Here is a 17,775-nt window from a genome sequence, read left to right as displayed (position 1 = left end):
GACAGAACATGACCATCGCAAAAGGGGATCGCATCCCCACCACCACCTTTGCCAAGATGACGGAAAATGGGCCGGAACAGGTCTCCTCCGACGAATTTTTCAAGGGCCGGACGGTGGCGCTCTTCTCCGTTCCCGGCGCCTTTACGCCGACCTGCTCGGCCAAGCACCTCCCCGGCTTTGTCGAGAAGGCCGACGCGCTGAAGGAAAAGGGGGTGGACGAGATTGCCTGCACCGCGGTCAATGACGCGTTCGTCATGGGCGCTTGGGGCAAATCAGCTGGAGCGGACGATAAGGTCACCATGCTGGCGGACGGCAATGGCGACTTCGTCAAGGCTGCGGGCCTGACGATGGACGGCAGCAAGTTTGGCATGGGCATGCGTGGCCAGCGCTTTTCCATGATCGTAAAGGATGGCGTCGTGACCGAACTGAATGTCGAGGCACCGGGCGAGTTCAAGCTTTCGTCGGCTGATCATCTGCTGGGGCAGCTCTGACGCGATTGCCGCGCGACGATAACCCCGTCGCGCGGCTACCGGCCTTCCTTCCGTCACATATCTGCGGTAGCAAGGTTCGATGACGAAAAGCATCGGCAGCGCGGCGGTCGCGCAATTGGACCGGATCTACCAGGCTTCTATCGGAAATTTGCGCGAGGCCATGCAGGCCTATGCCCGGGATGGCAGCGTACCGCCGCCAGAGGCAAAGTCCGATCGCCGCTTCTGTTATCCCGAACTGCGCATCGTCCATCATGCCGAAACCGATGCCCCGCCGCCGGGGCGATCCTTCGCCCGTTTGTCCAAGCCTGGCCTTTATACCACCACGGTCACCCGGCCTGAGATGTTCGGCGATTATCTGGCCGAACAGATCGATTTGCTCGTCCGGGATTATGGAGTGGAGGTCGAAACAGCGGTCAGCGATCAGCAGATTCCCTTTCCCTATGTGCTGGATGGGCTGGACATCAGCGCTCTTGACGGGACCCCTCCCACCGAACTGGCGCGCCATTTCCCCGCAACCGAGTTGGCGGAGATCGGGGACGAGATCGCCGATGGCCTGTTCATGCCGGATGCAGATGGGCAAAGGCCGCTGGCTCTGTTCGACGGGCTGCGCACCGATTTCTCGCTGGCCCGACTGAAACATTATACGGGGACGCCAGCCGAGCATATTCAACGATACATCCTGTTCACCAACTATCATCGCTATGTCGACGAGTTCGTGGCTTGGGCCTGCGCGGAACTGCAAAGAGACGGCTCGCCCTACACGGCCTTGTCCGGCGCAGGCGGCGTCTATGTGACGCGGGAAACGGCCGATCCTGCGCGCATGATCGCGGACAGTGCATGGCGCAAGCATCAGATGCCCGCCTATCATCTGATTGCACCCAATCGCAGTGGCATCACGCTGGTCAATATCGGCGTCGGCCCCGCCAATGCGAAGACCATCTGCGATCATCTGGCAGTCCTGCGGCCGGAAGCCTGGCTGATGATCGGTCATTGCGGCGGCCTGCGTCCAAGCCAGCGGATCGGCGATTATGTGCTCGCCCATGCCTATCTGCGCGACGACAAGGTGCTGGATGATATGCTGCCACCCGAAATACCGGTGCCAGCCATTGCAGAGGTGCAGGTCGCGCTGGCCAAATCCGCCGAAGCGGTATTGGGCGGAAGTGGAGCCGAGGATTTCAAGCGCAGGCTGCGCACCGGGACCGTGGTGACGACCGACGATCGCAATTGGGAGCTACGCTATTCCAGTTCAGCGTTGCGGTTCAGCCTGTCGCGCGCGGTCGGTATCGACATGGAGTCCGCTACGATCGCCGCGCAGGGCTATCGGTTCCGGGTTCCGTATGGGACATTGCTCTGCGTGTCGGACAAACCGATCCATGGCGAACTGAAGCTGCCGGGGCAAGCGAACCGCTTTTATGAGGAAGCGATTGCCGGGCATCTGCGGATCGGCCTGATGACGTGCGAACTGCTGCGGCAGGAAGGCCCTAAACTGCACAGCCGGAAACTGCGAGCCTTCAACGAGCCGCCATTTCGGTGATCGATTGGCGGGTCAGCAGGTCAGGAACTCCACCATGGCCTCGCCCAATTCCTTCTTCGTGACTGCGGCCATGTGATTGCCGGGTATCTCGACATAGCGGCCATTGGGCAGCGTATCGACAAGCTCCTGCGCAATCCCATTATCCTGATCGTCGATGCCACAGATGACTTCGGTCGGCTGCATAAAGGTCGCGATCGTCTCGGCCGACGTATCCACGAAGGTGTTCAGGATGTGCAGCAACGCGACCGGATCGCCCTTCGTCGTTTTCAGGAAGGCTTCCGTCATCCATTCCGAGGTGCCGCGCTCGAACGTGCCGAGGTTGGTGAGGACGTTGCGATAATAGCCGCCCTTGTCGAGCGTATTGACGAGGCCTCGCAGGCCCATGCCCGCAAGGATCACCCGGCGCGGGGTCGCGCCGCGCGCCAGCATTCGCACGGTGGTCCGCGCGCCTAGCGAATATCCGCCGAGGTCGTAATCGGTCAGGCCAAGCTGGTCGATGACAGCCAGATTGTCGTCCGTCAAGGCATCGGGCGGATAGGCGGCGGGGTCATGCGGTTTGCCGCTTTCGCCATGTCCGCGCAGGTCCGGCATGATCAACCGGAAGCCCGCGTCCACAAGCCGCGCGGCATGGCCGTAACGCACCCAATTGGTCCAGGCGTTCGAGAAATAGCCATGGATGAGAACGAGGTCGCGTCCCTCCCCAGCTATATGGACCGCAATGGGAAGACCGCCGAGCCCCTCGACTTCCACTTTCTTTAGCTCAAGGTCGGTCATGATAACTCCCTCACTGTGTCGCCGCTGCTCGATATGGCCTTGGCGCCACCTTGTCGATGGCGGCGTAGGCCAAGGATCAGCAGGGCGATTAGTGCACCGACCTGAGCGGCGGCCATGTCCTTTTGCGGGTCCCAGACGTCGCCTTGCTGGCCATTATACCAGTCGGCGGTTTCTCCTTTCGCCATCAATGTCAGCAGCCATTCGAACGATTCATAAAGGGCGCTGACAAAGCCGATCGTGACGAAACCGAAGGCCAGGCTCCAGCACAATGTCATACCACCCCGTCGCCGGGCGATCTGCGCCAGCGGGTGTGTCAGCAGCAGGCCAAAAGCGAAATGCACGAGCCGGTCATAACCATTGCGCCGCCACCCGAAGGTGCTCGAAAGGTCATGGCCTGTCATCGAGCGCGCCCAATCGTCATAGGGCACATAGGAATAGATGTAGCGTCCGCCCAATGTATGCAGGAGCAGAAACAGGGTGATGCAGGCCATTGCGCCATTACTCAGAGGCCAGCGCCGCAGAAGCCAGGGCGCAGCCAAGGCGAGGGCGATCGTTGGCCCATGCTGTAACGGCGCGAGTTCGGGAAATGGCTGATTGACCTGCGCGGCGGCGATGGCGCCAATCAGCAGCAGGATAATCCGGCGCTGCGCTATCGGAAGGCTTTTCCAAACAGCGGCAGCGCCGGACGTCATCAGTTGGCCTCAGCCCTTCTTCAGGTGGCGGCGGCCCAGCAGTTCAGCGATCTGCACCGCGTTCAGCGCAGCACCCTTGCGGAGGTTGTCGCTGACGCACCAGAGCGAGAGGCCGTTGTCGATGGTCGAGTCCTCGCGGACGCGGCTGACGAAAGTCGCATAGTCGCCCACGCACTCGACCGGGGTGACGTATCCCCCATCTTCGCGCTTGTCGACAAGCATGACGCCCGGCGCTTCACGCAGGATGTCCTGTGCTTCCTTGGCTGAGATTTCGTTCTCGAACTCGATGTTCAACGCTTCGGAGTGACCGACGAATACGGGCACGCGGACGCAGGTGGCCGTGACCTTCACCTTGGGATCGAGGATCTTCTTGGTTTCCGCAACCATCTTCCATTCTTCCTTGGTCGAACCATCGTCCAGGAAGACGTCGATGTGCGGGATCACGTTGAAGGCGATCTGCTTGGTGAACTTCTTGGCCTCCGCCGGGTCGCCGACGAAGATGTTGCGCGACTGTTCGAACAGCTCGTCCATGCCCTCTTTGCCAGCACCGGAAACCGACTGGTAGGTGGCGACGACGACGCGCTTGATCTTCGCGGCGTCATGCAAGGGCTTGAGCGCAACGACCATTTGCGCGGTCGAGCAATTCGGGTTCGCGATGATGTTCTTCTTCGTATAGCCGTCGATCGCGTCCGGGTTCACTTCGGGCACGATCAGCGGGACATCGGGGTCCATGCGGTAAAGCGACGAATTGTCGATCACCACGCAGCCAGCCGCAGCCGCCTTGGGCGCATATTCAGCCGTCGGGCCGGAGCCAGCGGCAAACAGGGCGATGTCCCAGCCCGTGAAGTCGAAATGTTCGATATTTTTGACTTTGAGCGTCTTGCCGGTGTCACCGAAATCGATTTCGGTGCCCTGCGACCGGGGCGATGCGACCGCCGCGATCTCGTCAATCGGGAACTCGCGCTCGGCGAGAATGGTCAGCATTTCGCGGCCCACATTGCCCGTGGCACCAACGACGACGACCTTGTAACCCATGACTAAAGACTCCACTCCATGCAAAATTGCGCAAGGGCGCGCCATAGCGTTGTCCCGGCAATTGTCCAGCATGAAGCGGCTTTGCGCGCCGATAGCCTTTATTTACCTAGGCGCGGCTCCTCGGGCGCGGTTCCGTTGCGGCGAAGGAAATCCTCGATCGTGCGCCATAGATGAATGCTGATGCCGGGGCCGCCCACGCGGTGCGTCTGGCCGGGATAGACCATCATCTCGAACGGTACGGCGGCCGCCTGCATGCGGGCCATCAAGGCGGTGGCGTTGTCGAACACGACATTGTCATCGGACATGCCATGGATCAGCAGCATCGGGTCCTTGATTTTGACGGCATCATCGATGGCGCCGGACGCGGGATAGGCGCTGGGCCGGTCCTGCGGCTTGCCCAGATAGCGCTCGGTATAGTGCGTGTCGTAAAGCTCCCAGCGGGTTACGGGAGCGCCCGCGATCGCGGCAGAGAACAGGCCTGGCGCCTTTTCGAGCAGCTTGACCGACATATAGCCGCCATAGGACCAACCATAGGTCGCAATCCGCTGAGGATCGACATAGGGCTGGGATTTCAGCCACTCGACGCCCTTTAGCTGGTCGTCGACTTCCACCGTCCCCATGGCGCGGTACAATTGATCCTCGAACGCCTTGCCGCGATCCGGCGTGCCCCTGTTATCGATTGCAAAGACGATCCAGCCGCGATCCACCAGATATTGATAGACGGGCGATCCCCATTGATTGGTGACCACCCTCCCCGCTCCCGGCCCGCCATAATGCAGCATGAAGACAGGGTATTGCTTGCCCGGCTCCAGCGGCGGGGTCATGATCCGTGTATAGAGCGTTGACCCATCCGCCGCCTTGATCGTGCCAAAGCGCGTCTTTGCATGGCTGGCGAGGTAGGGGGCATAGGGGTGATCCCCGGTCATAGCATTTTCTGACAGCCACCGAAGCCGCTTGCCGCTGCCATCGGCCAGATAGACCTGCTTGGGCTGGTCCGTGTTGCTGCGGGAGATCACCAGATGCGTTGCGCCGCTGTCCATCACCGCATCGTTCCACCAGCCATTGCTGGTCAACTGCCGCAACGGCCCCTTGCCCGACAGGGAGCCTGCGTAAAGCTGCTGCTCCAAAGGCGTTTCGCGATTGCCGGTGAAGTAGACAGTGCCCTGCCGCTCATCCACCGCGACCACGTCCCGCACCTCCCACGTGCCGCTGGTGAGGGCAACCCACTTGCCGCCGCGAACATGGTATAGATGGCCGTGCCCCGTCTTTTCCGACCACCAAAGGAAGCTGCCGTCATTCAGCGGCTTGAAATTATTGCTAAGGTTGACCCAGCTTTTCGCCCTTTCGGTCAGGACGATCCTGGACTTGCCCGTCGCAGGATCGACCGCGAGCAGATCGAGCCGCTTCTGGTCGCGGGTCTGACGTTGGACGTAAAGGGTCCGGCCGTCCTTGGACCAATCGACCCGCGCCAGATAGATGTCGCTGTCATCGCCAAGATCGACCTTCACTTGGCCACTGCCATCCGGCCGCATGACGTAAAGGTCAACCAGCGCGTTCGGTGTCCCCGCAGCGGGATAGCGTTGCTGATAGACCTTCGTCCCTTCCCCGCCGATCGCGGTCCGCGTAACGATGCCAACCGGCGCTTCATCCACGCGAGCAACCGCGATCAACTGGTCGTCAGGCGACCACCAATAGCCGGTGCGCCGGTCCATTTCCTCCTGCGCCACGAACTCCGCGACGCCCCAGCTGACCGTGTCGCTCGCGCCCTGCGTGACCTGCCGCTCCTGCCCGCCGATCGGCTGCACGAAGAGGTTGCCGTCACGGACGAAGGAGACAAAGCCGCCCTTGGGACTGACCACGCCATTCAGTTCGCTGCCCGGAGTGTTGGTCAGGCGCGACACCTGGCCATCGAGCGACGCAAGGTAAAGATCGCCATCCACCGGAACGAGGATGCTCTTGCCATTGGGAGCCCAGTCATAGCCGACGATCCCGGTGCTGCCCGCCACCGACCGATCCCGTTCGCGCTGCATCTTTTCCGCTTCTGAAAGCTCGGCGCCGCTGCCGGTCTTCCTTGAATCCACCAGCATGCGCTCAGCCCCGGCCGCGCTGTCGATCGCCCAAAGGTCCAGCCGTTCCTTCTCGTCCGCGCGCGGCTTGAGCAGCGTGACAAGCTTGCCATCCGGTGAGAGCTTCAGCGCGCGCGGCTGAGGCCCCGACAGGTCGGGATTAGCGAAGATGCGCTCAAGCGTCAGTTGCTGTTGTGCGGAAACCGGGACGGCAGCACTTGCCAGCAGTGCCAGAGCGGCTGTGCTGCCCTTCAACAATGAGGACATCCTTATCCTTTCGCCTCGGCCAAGACAGCCGGATGTATCGCCGCGAGTTAACGCGGAGTGGACGAAAAGATCAATGTAGGGACATAATCTTTCTCACCATGACCGAAGGAGATCATGGTGGGCGCGACAGGGATTGAACCTGTGACCCCACCCGTGTGAAGGGTGTGCTCTACCGCTGAGCTACGCGCCCCCTGAAAGGAGGATGCGGCCATTGGCATCGGCCACGGCTCCTGTCAAGACGAGCTTAGAGGGGGAGCTGCAAATTGCACTTATTGCCTTTTGGGCGTGAAAGTTTAGTGGCGGGAACGATAAAGGGAGTGACTATCGATGCGTCAGACCATTGCCCTCGTGATCACTGGGCTTCTTCTCACCAGCTTGGCGGCCTGCAACACGGTCAAAGGCGTTGGCCGGGACATTGAATCGGTCGGTCGGGCCGGTGAGAGGGCGATGTAAGGATAGGCCAGCCTTACCTTCACACCGATTATTGGAGGACGCGGTTAGTCATGGCCGCGCTTCTTTCCAGCTTTACGCCGTCACAATCCGGCTGGCCGCAGTTGCAGGCCGCGATGGTGTAGCGGACGCCGCACATCACAAGGACGTCATGGTCGAAGCTATAGTTGGAAATCCCTGCCCGCTCGACCTTCTCTCGCGCTCTGGCTTTCAGAGACATGTGAAATTTTCTCCCATTCGCCGTCCGGACATGATCTTTGCTGCTCTGCACAAAGTCAATTGACCGGGATCGGTTCCTGAATGGATTGTCATAAATCCGTCCAGAAAATGACACGATCCGGCGCCCTCCGCTACTATGCTTGCGCGGTAGCCCATTCGCACCCATATGCCGCGCCATGAACGACCAACGCTCCTCCGCCATGCCCGTCTGGCACGGCACCACCATCATGTCCGTACGCAAAAATGGGAAGGTGATCGTGGCCGGTGATGGCCAGGTTTCCATGGGTCAAACGGTGATGAAGCCTAACGCCCGCAAGGTTCGTCGTCTGCATGACGGTTCCGTCATCGGCGGTTTTGCGGGGGCCACGGCCGACGCCTTCACCCTGTTCGAACGGCTTGAAGCCAAGCTGGAACGACACAATGGGCAGCTAATGCGCGCCGCCGTGGAGTTGGCCAAGGACTGGCGCACCGACAAATATCTCCGCAATCTGGAGGCGATGATGATCGTTGCCGACAAGGAAGTGACGCTGATTCTGACAGGCAATGGCGACGTGCTGGAGCCGGTCGGCGGCGTGGCGGCTATCGGATCTGGCGGCAATTTCGCGCTCGCAGCAGCCCGCGCGCTCGTCGAGTATGAGGAAGATGCAGAGACGCTTGCGCGTAAGGCTATGGCCGTGGCGGCCGATATCTGCGTCTATACCAATGACCAGCTTGTGGTCGAAGAATTGGCGAGCGTGACCTAGTCTATCAAAGCCCCTCCCTTTCAAGGGAGGGGTTGGGGTGGGTCGCGCGGAACGCGCGTCCAGGCCTACCCCGATAAGTTGCCAGCGATTGCTGGCGCAATCGCACCCACCCCTGCCCCTCCTTTGAAAGGGAGGGGGGAGCCCGAAATGAACGACAATCTGACCCCAAAAGCCATTGTTTCCGCTCTCGATGCGCACATCATAGGGCAAGCCGATGCCAAGCGCGCCGTTGCCGTGGCGCTGCGCAACCGCTGGCGTCGGCAGCGCCTCTCGCCCGATCTGCGCGATGAGGTGACGCCCAAGAATATCCTGATGATCGGCCCCACAGGCTGCGGCAAAACCGAGATCAGCCGCCGTCTGGCGAAACTCGCCGACGCGCCGTTCGTGAAGGTTGAGGCGACGAAGTTCACCGAAGTCGGCTATGTCGGCCGCGATGTGGAGCAGATCGTGCGCGATCTGGTCGAAGAAGCCGTGCGTCTGGAAAAGGATCGCCGCCGCGAGGCGGTGCGTGAAGCTGCTTCCGAGGCGGCGATGAGCCGTCTGCTCGATGCCCTCACCGGCAAGGAAGCGAGCGAGGCGACCCGCCTCTCCTTCCGTCAGCGGATCGAAAACGACCAGATGAATGACGTCGAGGTTGAGGTGGAAGTCGCCGACAGCCCCTCCATGCCGATGGAAATCCCCGGCATGGGCGGCCAGGTCGGCATGATCAACCTGTCCGACATGATGTCAAAGGCATTCGGCCAGACCCAGAAGAAGCGTCGCAAGCTGCGCGTAGCCGAGGCTTGGGACAAGCTAGTCGAAGAAGAGCAGGACAAGCGGCTGGATCAGGACGATGTCGCCCGTGTCGCGATCACCAGCGCCGAGCAGAATGGCATCGTCTTCCTCGATGAGATCGACAAGATCGCGGTGAGCGATGTGCGTGGCGGCTCCGTAAGCCGCGAAGGCGTGCAGCGTGACCTGTTGCCGCTGATCGAGGGTACGACGGTATCCACCAAATATGGGCCGCTGAAGACGGATCACATTCTGTTCATCGCATCGGGTGCGTTCCACGTCGCGAAGCCCAGCGACCTGCTGCCGGAGCTTCAAGGGCGCCTGCCGATCCGTGTCGAACTGAAGGCGCTGACGGAGGATGATTTCGTCTCGATCCTGTCCGACACCAAGGCAAGTCTTGTTGCGCAATATCGCGCATTGTTGGCGACCGAAGGCGTCACGATCGACCTCACACCCGACGGCATTCGCGCGGTCGCGAAGATCGCTGCCGAGGTGAATGGCGAGGTCGAGAATATCGGCGCCCGCCGTCTTCAGACGGTGATGGAAAAGCTGCTGGAAGATGTGAGCTTCGACGCTGAAGATCGCCAGGGCGAAACGCTGGTGATCGACGCGGCCTATGTCGAGAAGCAGCTGAGCGAAGTGGCGCGCAACACCGACCTCAGCAAATATGTGCTGTAAGTGAGATAAAGTCCCTCCCTTTCAAGGAAGGGGTTAGGGTGGGTGCGAGCGTAGCGAGCCTCCTTCGGAGGCCCCACCCCTTGATCCCCCCCGCCTGCGGGAGGGGAGATTGATTAGTAGCTGCGTCCCACGAGCACCCGCTCGACCGCCTTTTCGCCGGTGAAGATGCACGCACCATCGGCCGCCTCCGCATCCAGCGGTACGTTACGCAGCGTCAGCTTCTCGCCCTTCAGCCACTCGATCACCTTATCGAGCGCCGGACCCGTGGGCTTCGACCATTGCACCAGCGCCCAGCCTTGCTTCTTGCTCGCGGCAAAATAGGCTTTGAGCGCATCCAGCGACGTGATCGACTTGTCGATGTTGCCATGCAGCCGCGACTGAGCATCGGCGAACAGAGCCTGCTGAATCTCCTCCAGCATGCCGGTCGCAGCGGCCAGAAAATCGCTCTTTGCGACGATCTGGCTGTCGAGCTTCCCATCATCGCGATAAAGCCGGTCACGGCGCAGAACCGAAACGTTCCCGCCTGCCACATCACGGCCGCCTACCTCGATCACGATCGGCGCGCCCTTCTTCACCCAGCCCCAGCGCTTGTTGGCAGCCTTGGCGGGGCGCTTGTCCAGAAGCGCGCGGACGGGCTCGCGGAATACGTCCTGCTTGTTCAAAGCGGCGACCAGATCGGCGCAATAATCCAGGATCGCCGCATCCTCGTCATTGTCGCGCAGCATCGGCACGACCACGACCTGATAAGGCGCCAGACGCGGGGGCACGCGCAGACCATCATCATCGCCGTGGACCATGATGAGGCCGCCGATCATGCGCGTCGACATGCCCCAGCTGGTCGTCTGCGCCAGCTCCTGTTGCCCTTCGGCATTTTGGAACTTGATGTTCTGCGCCCGCGAAAAGGTCGTGCCGAGGAAATGCGACGTGCCGGCCTGAAGCGCCTTGCCGTCCTGCATCATCGCTTCAATCGAATAGGTCGCAACCGCACCGGGGAAGCGCTCATTCTCCGGCTTTTCGCCAGCGACCACCGGCAACGCAACGCACTCTTCGGCGAAGCTGCGGTAGACTTCCAGCATCTTCATCGTCTCTTCCATCGCCTCATCGACGGTGGCGTGCGCCGTATGCCCTTCCTGCCAGAGGAACTCGGCCGTGCGCAGGAACATGCGGGTGCGCATTTCCCAGCGGACGACGTTGGCCCACTGGTTGATCAGCACCGGCAGGTCGCGCCAGCTTTGCACCCAACGTGAGAAGGCCGCGCCGATAACCGTCTCCGAAGTCGGACGAACCACTAAAGGTTCTTCCAGCTTCGCCTCGGGATCAGGCACCAGCTTGCCGTCTTTCTGGATCAGGCGGTGATGCGTGACGACCGCCATTTCCTTGGCAAAGCCGTCCACATGCTCTGCTTCCTTTTCGAAATAGGAAAGCGGGATGAAGAGCGGGAAATAGCAGTTTTCGTGGCCGGTCGCCTTGATCCGTTCGTCCAGCAGCTTCTGGATACGTTCCCAGATACCGTAGCCCCATGGCCGGATGACCATGCTGCCGCGAACGCCGCTTTCCTCGGCCATGTCGGCTTCGCTAACGACGGCCTGATACCAGGCGGCGAAATCCTGTTCACGGGTAACGGAAAGGGCGTGCTTCACGGGTCCGGCCTTGTTCTTCGACTTAAAGGATGGCGCGCCATAGGCGAAGCGCGCCGTCCCGTCGACCCCGAACGCGCTGGCTCAGCCCAGCTTGTCGATCTTGGCATTCAGGGCAGAAAGCTGCGCCTTCAAATTCGCGATCTCGTCATCCTTGCTACTTTCGGAAGCGGGCTGCGCAGGAGTAGGCGCGCCCGGCATTCCCGGCATGGTAGGCATTCCGGGCACGTTACCGAAGGCATTCGCAGCAGCTTCGATCATCTGCATGTTGCGCTTCGCGATCTCTGCCAGCGGACCACCGCCAAAGGCACCTTTCATCGCTTCCTGGAACTGCATCTGGTTCTTCCGGAACGCGTCCATCGACGCTTCCAGATATTGCGGCACCATCGACTGCATGGAATCGCCATACATAGCGATCAGCTGGCGCAGGAAGTTGACGGGTAGCATGTTCTTGCCCCGCTGCTCTTCCTCCATGATGATTTGCGTGAGGACATTATGCGTAATGTCCTCCCCGGTCTTGGCATCCACAACCACGAACTCGCGCCCCTCACGAGTCATTTGCGACAGCAGATCAAGAGTGATGTAACTGGACGTTTCCGTGTTATAGAGACGCCTGTTCGCATATTTCTTGATGATGACCGGCTCTGATTCATTGGCGGTCTTGGTTTTGGCCATGGATTCCTCTCCCACACCTGTACATTCCGCATTAGCACAAGGCGTTGCCGCACCGCAACATGGCCCGCGGCCATTGCCCCTCTTTCTCGACATTTTATGGCGGGAAACGGAGCATGACGCTGATCTGCGACGGGCAGCATTCCAAGGTCTGCGCAAATATCAGGACGCCACCCGGCCGTCTCCGCCACCAGCGCCCACCGTCTTTGCTGCGGCCGGAAGCGCCAGATTGCTGCGATACGGCACGGAAAATGGCCGTGCGCCCGTCGTCTTCATCCCTTCGCTGATCAACCCGCCACAAGTTCTGGACCTGTCGGAAGGGCGATCCATGCTGCGCCACATGGCCGCAGCAGGACATGACGCCTATCTGGTCGATTGGGGCAGCCCCCGTGCCGAGGACGCCCACCTTGACCTTGAGCATCATGTGACGAAGCGCCTTCTTACTATGCTGGAATCGCTCCCCCAGCCGCCCATCCTCGTGGGCTATTGTTTGGGGGGCAGCCTTGCGCTGGGAGCGGCGGCGGTTGCCGAGGTGAAGGCCGTCGCCACCATCGCGGCGCCGTGGCAATTTGATGGCTTCCCCGAGGCCGATCGCAACCTTATCGCGTCACTCTGGCGCGGCGCGAAGGCCACCAGCGAGCAGCTTGGCTATGTGCCGATGGAAGTGCTGCAATCAGGCTTCTGGGCGATGGACCCGGCCCGCACCATCCGGAAATATGCTGCATTCGCCGAAATGCAGCCCGGCTCTGAAGCCGAGCGTGCCTTTCTGGCCGTGGAGGATTGGGCGAACGGCGGATCACCCCTGACCTTCGCGGCAGGCCAGGAGCTGTTCGAAAACTTCTACGGACGCAATGTCACTGGCCACCGGCAATGGCGAGTCGGTGGCAAGACGGTCCATCCTGAAAGCCTTCGCTGCCCGACATTATCCGTCCGATCCGCCACCGACCGGATCGTCCCGGCCAGCGCCGCGCCGGAACTGGCCGATGGCTTTACACTGCAACTGGGCCATGTCGGCATGATCGTCGGAAGCAACGCCCGTCAGCTGCTCTGGGACCCGCTGTCTCTATGGCTTTCAACCCATGGAGGTTGATGATATTGCAACTGCGAACTGAAACCCTTCAACGAGGACAGGACTTTGTCAGACATCGTCATTACCGCTGCAAAGCGTACCGCCGTGGGCAGTTTCATGGGCGCATTCGGGTCCACGCCTGCGCATGAATTGGGACGCACCGCCATCATCGCGGCGCTCGATCAGGCCGGGGTAGCGGCTGAGGAAGTCGATGAGGTCATACTGGGCCAAGTCCTGAGTGCGGCGCAGGGGCAGAACCCCGCGCGTCAGGCCGCCGTCAACGCCGGAATACCAGTGGAACGCACCGCCATCGGCATCAACCAGCTGTGCGGATCGGGCCTTCGCGCGGTCGCGCTCGCGGCGCAGGCGATCAAGGCGGGTGATGCCCGCATCATGATCGCTGGCGGTCAGGAAAGCATGTCGCTCGCCCCCCATGCGCAATATCTGCGTGGCGGCGCGAAGATGGGTCCGGTCTCATTCATCGACACGATGACGCATGATGGCCTGACCGATGCGTTCAACAACTACCACATGGGCGTGACCGCCGAAAATCTGGCGGAGCGGTATCAGATCAACCGCGAAGCGCAGGATGCGTTCGCCGTGGCAAGCCAGAACAAGGCAGAAGCCGCGCGGGCGTCCGGGCGGTTCAGGGACGAGATCGTTCCGGTGACTGTGAAGGGTCGCAAGGGCGATACCATCGTTGATGCCGACGAATATATCCGCGCTGGCGCGACGCTGGAAGCGATGCAGGGCCTGCGCCCCGCCTTCAAGAAGGACGGCAGCGTAACCGCAGGCAATGCCAGTGGCATCAATGACGGCGCTGCCGCACTCGTTCTCATGACCGCAGCCGATGCCGCCAAGCGGGACGCTGCCATTCTTGGGCGTATTGCCGGCTTTGCCACCTGTGGGGTTGATCCTGCGATCATGGGCATCGGCCCCGCCCCCGCGTCCCGCAACGCGCTTGCCAGGGCGGGTTGGTCGCTCGCTGACCTTGACCTGATCGAAGCGAATGAGGCGTTCGCGGCCCAAGCGCTGGCGGTTGGGCAGGAACTTGGGTGGGACCCGGAAAAGGTCAATGTGAACGGCGGCGCGATCGCCATCGGCCATCCGATTGGAGCGTCGGGCGCGCGCGTTCTGACCACACTGCTTTACGAAATGCAGAAGCGTGATGCGAAGAAGGGCCTTGCCACACTATGCATTGGTGGTGGCATGGGCGTTGCCATGTGCATCGAAAGATAGCTGGTAGTTGGGCCGCCGGATCGAGTTCGGCGGCCTACCACATCCTTATTCCCAGAGCCGATCGTAACGGGGACCAAGGCCGGTCAGCAATTCATATTGCGACAGGCCGGATAGCGCTGCGGTGGCGGGCAAGTCGTAGGCGATGTCGAGCCAATCCCCTTCCGACACTGACGGCATCGCAGAGACATCCACCGCAACGAGGTCCATCGAAACCCGTCCCACGACCGGCAGTTGAACATCGCCCGCGCTAACCATCCCTCGGCCGGAAAAGCAACGCAAATAGCCGTCCGCATAGCCGATGTTCAACACAGCTATTTCCATGTCGCGCTCGGCGATATGCACCGCGTTATAGCCGATGCCATCGCCTGCGGGCACATGGCGTCTTTGCAGGACCTGCGCCTGCGGAAAGACGACCTGCGCGATGTTTCCGGCCGCTTCGGTTCTGGGAATACCCCCATAAAGCGCCAGCCCCGGTCGCGTCAGGTCAAATGCATAGGCTTGCCCCAGGCAAATGCCCGCGCTGTTCGCCAAGCTGTAACGGCGCGCGGTAGCTTTCCCAGTCAGGCCGCCGAACCGATCAAGTTGCAGTTTGCTTAGCCCAGTATCCTCGTCGGCCGACGCCAGATGACTGAGCAGCGTGTCAACGGTCAACCCGTCCAAAGCGGCGGCAACGTCACTCCGCCAATCCAGTCCGAGCCGGTTCATGCCCGTATCAACCATGACGTCGCAGGCGCCTCCGCCCGCCGCCTTCCACCGCGCGATCTGATCCGCCGTGCAGAGAACGGGCCGCGCACGCGACGCAATTGCCGTCTGCATATCCTCGCCGCGCACGCCGTGGAATACGGACAGGTTAATCCCATCCTGCAACATCGGCTCCAGCAAAGCCGCTTCGGCCCAGTTCGATACGAAAAAGTCCCGGCAACCCGCGACAAGCAGGCGGCGCATCACCTCGACCGCGCCGGTGCCATATCCGTTCGCCTTGATAGCGGCGCCACATGCAGCGCCGCCGCTATGCCGTTGCAACCAGCGCCAGTTATTCACAAGTGCGCCGCCATCAAGGCGAAGGCGCAGCGGAGCAGTAAATGCGGTCATCGCCGTTGCGATAGCGGCATCCAGTACAGGCGTCGAGGGTTTCGAAGGGCGCGGCTTCTTGCTTCGGGGTCAGCGGCACCGCCGACGTGACAGCCTTTGAAAGCGGACCCGTTATGCAACTGCGGCAGTCGATCGGCACCTGAAAAGACCAAACCTGACGCAGCCCCTATGGGCTAACGCCTCACGGGGTTTCGGTATCAATAATCTTTGGGCGCGGACGGGAATTCCCACCGCGCCCAACTCCCATTCCTATTCCAGTTCCAGAATGATCGCGTCCACCGGCAGGCTTTCGCCCTGCGCGGCCGACACGCTCTTCACCACGCCCGCCTTGGCAGCGCGCAGGATATTTTCCATCTTCATCGCCTCGATCACGGCGAGCGGCTGACCGGCCTCGACCTTGTCGCCTTCCTTGACGTGCAATGCAACCAGCAGGCCCGGCATCGGACAGATGAGGAAGCGCGACAGATCAGGCGGGATCTTTTCGATCATATGCTTGGCGTGAACCGCCGCATGAGCGGGCAAAATGCGCAGCTTGTGGCTTGCGCCATGAGCCGTCAGCACGAAGCCGGAGCGAACCGGCGCGATCTTAACCGCCAGCAGTTCCTCGCCAAACTCCGCCTCTATCAGGCGATCGCCCGGTGTATATTCCAGCGCCATGTCAATCGCTTCGCCATCCACGGTGACGTCATCCCCGTTGATGACCACGTCATGGACTGCCTCGCCGATCTTCACCTGCCAGCTGGTGGGAGCGCGCAACTTCTTGCCAAGCTGCCCATCGATGCGGCGGGCACGATCGGCCTGCGCCATCGCTGCGAACGCGCCAATCGCCGACAGCTTCCTGAGCAGCGTTTCGGAAGCGGGAGCGCCGGTGAAGCCATCCGGATATTCCTCCGCGATGAAGCCGGTGGTGATGTTGCCCGAACGGAAACGCTCATGCTGCATCAGCGCGGATACGAAATCGATATTGTGGCCCGGCCCCTCGATCTCGAACTGGTCGAGCGCCGCGATTTGCTTGTCGATCGCTTCCAGACGGGTCGGCGCCCAGGTGATCAGCTTGGCGATCATCGGGTCATAGAACATCGACACTTCGCCGCCTTCGACCACGCCATCATCGACGCGCACGCCATCGCCAGTTTCGGGCGGATTGTAGCGGATCAAGCGGCCCGTCGAGGGCAGGAAGCCGCGATAGGGATCTTCAGCATAGACGCGGTTCTCGATCGACCAGCCGTTGATCTTCACATCCTCCTGACGGAAGCTCAGTTCCTCGCCATTGGCGACGCGGATCATCTGCTCGACCAGATCGAGGCCGGTGATCTCTTCGGTGACCGGATGCTCCACCTGCAAGCGGGTGTTCATTTCCAGGAAGTAGAAGCCGTCGCCGGTCTTGTCCGCGCCCGACACGATCAGTTCGACCGTACCCGCGCTAAAATAGCCGACCGCGCGCGCCAGAGCGACGCACTGCTCGCCCATCTTCTTGCGCATTTCCGGCGAAACGAAGGGCGAAGGCGCTTCCTCGACCACCTTCTGGTGGCGGCGCTGGATCGAACATTCGCGCTCATTGAGGTAAACGATGTTGCCGTGCTGATCGCCCAGAATCTGGATTTCGATGTGGCGCGGGCTTTCGATGAACTTCTCGATGAAAACGCGGTCGTCGCCGAAGCTGTTCAGGCCTTCGCGCTTGGTCGCCTCGAAGCCTTCGCGGACATCCTGCTCGCTATAAGCAAGGCGCATGCCCTTGCCGCCGCCGCCAGCCGAAGCCTTCATCATCACCGGATAGCCGATCTCGTTGGAGATACGGACGGCATGTTCGGTATCCTCGATGACCCCGACATAGCCGGGGACGACATTGACGCCCGCCGCCTTGGCGAGCTTCTTGGACTCAATCTTGTCGCCCATCGCGGCAATCGCGTTGGCGGGGGGGCCGACGAAGATGATGCCTTCAGCGTCGAGCGCCTTGCGAAAGCTTTCGCGCTCCGACAGGAAGCCGTAGCCCGGATGCACCGCATCGGCGCCGGTCGCCTTGCACGCCTCGATGATCTTGTCGGCGAGCAGATAGGACTGCGCGGCAGGTGACGGGCCGATATGCACCGCTTCATCGGCCAGCAGCACGTGAGGCGCGCGCGCATCCGCGTCCGAATAGACCGCTACGGTCTTGATGCCCATCCTCCGCGCCGTGCGGATGACGCGGCACGCAATTTCGCCACGGTTCGCGATCAGGATCTTGGTGATTGCCATTATCTATCCTTGCCCCAGTCCTATTTTCGGCCGTGCGGGCCGAGCTAATTCAAAGCTCACCTCTTCCTTCATGCCGGACTTGATCCGGCATCCCGCTACCTTCTCTCCACG

General features: G+C 61.4%; 16 protein-coding genes and 1 tRNA gene. 7 read left to right on the top strand and 10 right to left on the bottom strand.

Annotated features, from left to right (window positions below; all coding sequences use genetic code 11):
• Window positions 1-8: 8 nt before the first annotated feature.
• Window positions 9-491: a peroxiredoxin gene (locus IZV00_RS05065; RefSeq protein ID WP_196226064.1), complete on the top strand. Its 483-nt coding sequence runs from the start codon at window positions 9-11 to the stop codon at window positions 489-491.
• A 79-nt stretch (window positions 492-570) separates the two neighbouring features.
• Entirely contained in the window at window positions 571-2,025 is a 1,455-nt protein-coding gene (locus tag IZV00_RS05060; protein ID WP_196226063.1) for an AMP nucleosidase, read from the top strand.
• 12 nt (window positions 2,026-2,037) lie between these two features.
• Here IZV00_RS05060 and IZV00_RS05055 read toward each other — a convergent pair whose 3' ends face one another.
• The 5 genes from IZV00_RS05055 to IZV00_RS05035 all read right to left on the bottom strand — a co-directional run bounded on the left by IZV00_RS05055 (window position 2,038) and on the right by IZV00_RS05035 (window position 7,049).
• Window positions 2,038-2,799 carry an alpha/beta fold hydrolase gene (locus IZV00_RS05055; RefSeq protein ID WP_196226062.1) on the bottom strand — a complete coding sequence of 254 codons (762 nt, stop codon included), beginning with the start codon at window positions 2,797-2,799 and terminating at the stop codon, window positions 2,038-2,040.
• Window positions 2,796-3,491: a DUF2238 domain-containing protein gene (locus IZV00_RS05050; protein ID WP_196226061.1), complete on the bottom strand. Its 696-nt coding sequence runs from the start codon at window positions 3,489-3,491 to the stop codon at window positions 2,796-2,798. The genes IZV00_RS05055 and IZV00_RS05050 overlap by 4 nt, the downstream gene beginning before the upstream one ends.
• A 9-nt stretch (window positions 3,492-3,500) precedes the next feature.
• Window positions 3,501-4,526, bottom strand: coding sequence for an aspartate-semialdehyde dehydrogenase (locus IZV00_RS05045; protein ID WP_196226060.1), 1,026 nt, complete (start codon window positions 4,524-4,526; stop codon window positions 3,501-3,503).
• Window positions 4,527-4,624: 98 nt separating this feature from the next.
• Window positions 4,625-6,859, bottom strand: coding sequence for a S9 family peptidase (locus IZV00_RS05040; RefSeq protein WP_196226059.1), 2,235 nt, complete (start codon window positions 6,857-6,859; stop codon window positions 4,625-4,627).
• A gap of 115 nt (window positions 6,860-6,974) precedes the next feature.
• A tRNA-Val gene (locus IZV00_RS05035) sits at window positions 6,975-7,049 on the bottom strand.
• A gap of 137 nt (window positions 7,050-7,186) precedes the next feature.
• On the opposite strand from IZV00_RS05035, the gene IZV00_RS05030 reads away from it, so the two are divergent.
• Window positions 7,187-7,312 carry an entericidin A/B family lipoprotein gene (locus IZV00_RS05030; RefSeq protein ID WP_196226058.1) on the top strand — a complete coding sequence of 42 codons (126 nt, stop codon included), beginning with the start codon at window positions 7,187-7,189 and terminating at the stop codon, window positions 7,310-7,312.
• Window positions 7,313-7,340: 28 nt separating this feature from the next.
• On the opposite strand, the gene IZV00_RS05025 is transcribed toward IZV00_RS05030, so the two are convergent.
• Window positions 7,341-7,529, bottom strand: a complete 189-nt coding sequence (locus IZV00_RS05025; RefSeq protein WP_196226057.1) for a hypothetical protein — start codon at window positions 7,527-7,529, stop codon at window positions 7,341-7,343.
• A 199-nt stretch (window positions 7,530-7,728) separates the two neighbouring features.
• Between IZV00_RS05025 and hslV the strand changes: the two genes are divergently transcribed.
• Both hslV and hslU read left to right on the top strand, forming a co-directional pair.
• Window positions 7,729-8,271: an ATP-dependent protease subunit HslV gene (gene hslV, locus IZV00_RS05020; RefSeq protein ID WP_196226513.1), complete on the top strand. Its 543-nt coding sequence runs from the start codon at window positions 7,729-7,731 to the stop codon at window positions 8,269-8,271.
• 147 nt (window positions 8,272-8,418) lie between these two features.
• Complete coding sequence (hslU, locus tag IZV00_RS05015; protein ID WP_196226056.1) at window positions 8,419-9,720, top strand: ATP-dependent protease ATPase subunit HslU; 1,302 nt, start codon at window positions 8,419-8,421, stop codon at window positions 9,718-9,720.
• Between the two features lie 113 nt (window positions 9,721-9,833).
• Here hslU and proS read toward each other — a convergent pair whose 3' ends face one another.
• Both proS and phaR read right to left on the bottom strand, forming a co-directional pair.
• The gene (proS, locus tag IZV00_RS05010; protein WP_196226055.1) at window positions 9,834-11,360 is read right to left on the bottom strand and encodes a proline--tRNA ligase; all 1,527 of its coding nucleotides are present in this window, start codon (window positions 11,358-11,360) and stop codon (window positions 9,834-9,836) included.
• Window positions 11,361-11,441: 81 nt separating this feature from the next.
• Window positions 11,442-12,032 carry a polyhydroxyalkanoate synthesis repressor PhaR gene (phaR, locus tag IZV00_RS05005; protein WP_196226054.1) on the bottom strand — a complete coding sequence of 197 codons (591 nt, stop codon included), beginning with the start codon at window positions 12,030-12,032 and terminating at the stop codon, window positions 11,442-11,444.
• On the opposite strand from phaR, the gene IZV00_RS05000 reads away from it, so the two are divergent.
• Window positions 12,031-13,119, top strand: a complete 1,089-nt coding sequence (locus IZV00_RS05000) for an alpha/beta fold hydrolase (RefSeq protein WP_196226053.1) — start codon at window positions 12,031-12,033, stop codon at window positions 13,117-13,119. The genes phaR and IZV00_RS05000 overlap by 2 nt on opposite strands.
• A gap of 45 nt (window positions 13,120-13,164) precedes the next feature.
• Window positions 13,165-14,337 carry an acetyl-CoA C-acetyltransferase gene (locus IZV00_RS04995; RefSeq protein WP_196226052.1) on the top strand — a complete coding sequence of 391 codons (1,173 nt, stop codon included), beginning with the start codon at window positions 13,165-13,167 and terminating at the stop codon, window positions 14,335-14,337.
• Between the two features lie 45 nt (window positions 14,338-14,382).
• Here the strand turns inward: IZV00_RS04995 and alr are convergent, their stop codons facing one another.
• Together alr and IZV00_RS04985 are read right to left on the bottom strand one after the other, a co-directional pair.
• The gene (alr, locus tag IZV00_RS04990; RefSeq protein ID WP_196226051.1) at window positions 14,383-15,429 is read right to left on the bottom strand and encodes an alanine racemase; all 1,047 of its coding nucleotides are present in this window, start codon (window positions 15,427-15,429) and stop codon (window positions 14,383-14,385) included.
• A gap of 249 nt (window positions 15,430-15,678) precedes the next feature.
• Window positions 15,679-17,664 (bottom strand): acetyl-CoA carboxylase biotin carboxylase subunit, encoded by a 1,986-nt coding sequence (locus tag IZV00_RS04985; protein ID WP_196226050.1) that lies wholly within the window; start codon window positions 17,662-17,664, stop codon window positions 15,679-15,681.
• Between the last annotated feature and the right edge of the window lie 111 nt (window positions 17,665-17,775).

It is taken from the genome of Sphingobium sp. Cam5-1 (genome assembly GCF_015693305.1).
In the GTDB taxonomy this organism is placed as follows: domain Bacteria; phylum Pseudomonadota; class Alphaproteobacteria; order Sphingomonadales; family Sphingomonadaceae; genus Sphingobium.
This window is presented reverse-complemented; position numbering and strand designations above follow the sequence as displayed.